Genomic DNA, 3,140 nt, shown 5'->3' on the forward strand with positions numbered 1-3,140 from the left:
GGGATGTTGCGGTCCGCGCGCCGCAGCGGCGCGAAACCGGATTCCAGGTTCTCGCGCACCGTCAGCAGGGGAAAAACCTCCCTGCCCTGCGGCACGAATGCGATGCCCGACCGGGCGCGGTCATACGCCGCGCTCCGGTCGAGCGCCTTCCCCTCGAAGGCAACGCTTCCGCTCGTCAGCCGGTGGTGGCCGACGATCGATCTCATCAAACTGGTCTTGCCGACGCCATTGCGGCCGAGCACGCAAGTAATCTTGCCGGCGCCCGCCTTCAGCGAAACGCCGCGCAGCGCCTGGGCGGCGCCATAGTGAAGCGTGGCATTGGAGACTTCGAGCATGGTCAGCCCCTTCTCCAGCGCTTCAGGAAAGCGAAATCGAAACGGTAGAACGGAACCCGCCAGACCATGCTCAGCGCCCCAGATAGACTTCGACGACGCGCTCGTCCGCCGAAACGAAGTCGAGCGTGCCTTCCGAGAGCACCGAGCCCTCATGCAGGCAGGTGACCTTGACGCCGAGCTCGCGCACAAAATGCATGTCATGCTCGACGACCACCACTGAATGGTCGCGGGCGATGTCCTTGAGCAGGCGCGCGGTCTCCTCGGTTTCGGCATCGGTCATGCCGGCAACCGGCTCGTCGACGAGCAGCAGCTTCGGGTCCTGCGCCAACAGCATGCCGATCTCCAGCCACTGCTTCTGGCCGTGGCTCAGATTGGCTGCGAGCTCGTCGCGCTTGTCGCCGAGACGGATGATGCCGAGTATGTCGTCGATGCGCCGCGCCTCGGCCGCCGAGCGGCGATGGAACAGCGCCGGGAAGATCGAGCGCGGCCCCTTCAGCGCCAGCATCAGATTGTCCTCGACGCTGTGGCTCTCGAAAACGGTCGGCTTCTGGAATTTGCGGCCGATGCCCATCATGGCGATCTCGGCCTCGTCGTGGCGCGTGAGATCGACCTGGCCGTCGAAGAAGACTTCGCCCTCGTCCGGCCGCGTCTTGCCGGTGACGATATCCATCATCGTCGTCTTGCCGGCGCCGTTGGGCCCGATGATCGCCCGCATCTCGCCCTTGTCGAGCACCAGCGACAAATTGTTGATGGCGCGAAAACCGTCGAAGGAGACCGAGACGCCGTCGAGATAGAGGATGGTGTTCGAGTTGTTCATGTTCGCTCACTCCGCCGGCTGCGGCTCGGACCCGGTAGCCGACCAGGCGCCGGGCGTCCGTGCCGCAGAGCGAACGATCTTCGGCTGCGGCATCTCTGGATCGGCGCCGGCTTCTGCGGCAAGCGAGGCCGCGCGCAGCGCCTTGGCCTTGCCGCGCCAGCCGTCCCACATACCCACGATGCCCTTGGGCAGCAGCAGCGTGACGGCGACGAACAGCCCGCCCAGCGCGAACAGCCAGAATTCCGGCAGCACGCCGGTGAACCAGGATTTGCCGGCATTGACGAGCAGCGCACCGATGATCGGGCCGACGATGGTGCCGCGCCCGCCGACGGCGGTCCAGATCACCACCTCGATCGAGTTGGCCGGATCGAATTCGCCGGGATTGATGATGCCGACCTGCGGCACGTAGAGCGCGCCGGCTATGCCGGCCATGATTGCCGAGACGGTGAAGGCGAACAGTTTGACGTTCTCCGCCCGCCAGCCAAGGAAGCGGGTGCGGCTCTCGGCGTCGCGCACGGCCATCAGCAGCTTGCCGTATTTGGAACGCACGATGGCCGCGGTCACGAAGACGGCAAGCGCGAGCGTGACGGCGCTCGCCGCAAACAGCGCCGAGCGCGTCGCGTCCGCCTGCACGCTAAAGCCGAGAATGTCCTTGAAATCGGTCAGGCCGTTGTTGCCGCCGAACCCCATGTCGTTGCGGAAGAAGGCGAGCAGCAGCGCATAGGTCATCGCCTGCGTGATGATCGACAGATACACGCCGGTGACGCGGCTGCGGAAGGCGAACCAGCCGAAGACGAAGGCAAGCAGGCCGGGCACGGCCAACACCATCAGCGCCGCGAACCAGAAATGGTCGAAGCCGTACCAGAACCAGGGCAGCTCCTTGTAGTTCAGGAACACCATGAAGTCGGGCAGGATCGGATTGCCGTAGACGCCGCGCGAACCGATCTGGCGCATCAGATACATGCCCATCGCATAGCCGCCGAGCGCGAAAAAGGCGCCGTGGCCGAGCGAAAGGATGCCGCAATAGCCCCAGACCAGGTCGAGCGCGAGGGCCAGCAGCGCGTAGCAGAGATATTTGCCGACCAACGCTACGATGTAAGGCGGGATGTAGAAAGCGCTTTGCGGCGACACCGCGAGGTTGAGCAGCGGCACGATGATGGCTGCCGCGAGCAGCGCGAAGATCGTAACGCCAATCCGGCGATCGGCGGCAAAGAAGCGCTGCGCGATCATGCTTCCACCGCCCTGCCCTTCAGCGCGAACAGGCCGCGCGGGCGCTTCTGGATGAACAGGATGATCAGCACCAGGACGACGATCTTGCCGAGCACCGCGCCGGCATAGGGTTCGAGGAACTTGTTGACGATGCCGAGCGAGAAGGCGCCGACCAGCGTGCCCCACAGATTGCCGACGCCGCCGAACACCACGACCATGAAGCTGTCGATGATGTAGCCGCGGCCGAGATTGGGCGACACGTTGTCGATCTGGCTGAGCGCCACGCCGGCGATGCCCGCAATGCCGGAGCCCAGCGCGAAGGTCAGCGCGTCGACCCAAGGCGTCTTGATGCCCATGGAGGCCGCCATGCGCCGGTTGGCGGTCACGGCGCGCATCTGCAGCCCCCAGGGCGTGCGCTTCATGACGTAGAGCAGGACGCCGAACACCGCTAGCGCGAACACCAGGATCCACAGCCGGTTCCAGGTGATCGCGAGCTGGCCGATATCGAACGAGCCGGACATCCAGGACGGATTGCCCACCTCCTGGTTGGTCGGCCCGAAAATGGTGCGCACCGCCTGCTGCAGGATCAGCGAAACGCCCCAGGTGGCCAGCAGCGTCTCGAGCGGCCGGCCATAGAGGAAGCGGATGATGCCGCGCTCGATCGCGAGGCCGACAAGCGCCGCGACTAGGAAGGCGAGCGGCAGCGCGATCACCAGCGACCAGTCGAACAGGCCGGGAAACGAGGTGCGGATCACCTGCTGGACGACGAAGGTCGTATA

4 protein-coding genes are annotated in these 3,140 nt (G+C 65.3%); all 4 read right to left on the minus strand.

The features are described 5' to 3' along the window. Positions 1 to 335 (minus strand): ATP-binding cassette domain-containing protein (locus EOA24_RS32210; protein WP_127410490.1); only part of this gene is annotated, 335 nt, incomplete at its 3' end. Positions 336 to 405: 70 nt separating this feature from the next. Beyond that, positions 406 to 1,152 (minus strand): urea ABC transporter ATP-binding protein UrtD, encoded by a 747-nt coding sequence (gene urtD / locus EOA24_RS32215; protein ID WP_126082566.1) that lies wholly within the window; start codon positions 1,150 to 1,152, stop codon positions 406 to 408. Between the two features lie 6 nt (positions 1,153 to 1,158). Continuing rightward, entirely contained in the window at positions 1,159 to 2,382 is a 1,224-nt protein-coding gene (gene urtC, locus EOA24_RS32220; protein ID WP_127253005.1) for an urea ABC transporter permease subunit UrtC, read from the minus strand. Further along, a partial coding sequence (gene urtB / locus EOA24_RS32225; protein WP_127410491.1) for an urea ABC transporter permease subunit UrtB occupies positions 2,379 to 3,140 on the minus strand: 762 nt, incomplete at its 5' end. The genes urtC and urtB, both read right to left, overlap by 4 nt.

The organism is Mesorhizobium sp. M2A.F.Ca.ET.039.01.1.1 (assembly GCF_003998035.1).
Lineage (GTDB): Bacteria > Pseudomonadota > Alphaproteobacteria > Rhizobiales > Rhizobiaceae > Mesorhizobium.